Annotated in this window: 1 protein-coding gene; it reads right to left on the bottom strand. The window is 70.1% G+C overall.

All coding sequences use genetic code 11. The features are described from left to right. On the bottom strand, positions 1-580 hold a 580-nt coding region (locus ABD323_RS42735), incomplete at its 3' end, for an ammonium transporter (protein ID WP_425556354.1). Between the last annotated feature and the right edge of the window lie 148 nt (positions 581-728).

The raw sequence follows: 728 nt of genomic DNA, 5'->3' as shown, positions 1-728 counted from the left end.
GGGGGCCGAGCACCGGGGCCGGGGCCAGGCCGCTGGCCCCGCAGTTGACCTCGACCACCAGGCCGCCGGCGAAGTCCAGCGCGCCCAGCCGGGACAGGATCCAGCCGTCGGGGGCGAACACCCAGTGCGCGACCGGGACGTAGACCAGCAGGGTCCAGACCGCCGTGAAGAGCACCCAGGCGCCGAACTTCGCCCGGTCCGCCACGGCGCCGCTGATCAGCGCCGCGGTGATGATCGCGAAGGTCAGCTGGAAGGTGGCGAACAGCAGGGTGGGCACCTTGCCGGTCAGCGAGGCGGGGGTGATCCCGGCCATCCCGAGGTGGTCCGGGCCGCCGATCAGACCGAGGCCGCCGAGGTCGGGGGCGAAGGCCAGCGAGTACCCGGCGAGCAGCCAGACCACGGTGACCACCGCGATCGAGACGAAGCTCATCATGATCATGTTGAGCGCGCTCTTGGTGCGGACCATGCCGCCGTAGAACAGCGCCAGACCAGGGGTCATCAGCAGGACCAGCGCGGTACTGGCCAACAGCCAGGCGGTGTCACCGGTGTCGAGCCCGGCGGGGGTGTCAGCGAGGAGCATGTGGAGCCTTCCCGAACCGCGCACCGTGGGTGGGGTGTGTGCGCTGGTGGGAGGGAGTCTGGACGGAGCGGATTACCGGTTGCGGACGTACGTGTTTCGGCGGCGTTTCGTGTTGCACGGCCGTTTCGAACAGCTCACATGGCCGGAC

The sequence above is a fragment of the Kitasatospora nipponensis genome (assembly GCF_039528135.1).
In the GTDB taxonomy this organism is placed as follows: domain Bacteria; phylum Actinomycetota; class Actinomycetes; order Streptomycetales; family Streptomycetaceae; genus Kitasatospora; species Kitasatospora nipponensis.
This window is presented reverse-complemented; position numbering and strand designations above follow the sequence as displayed.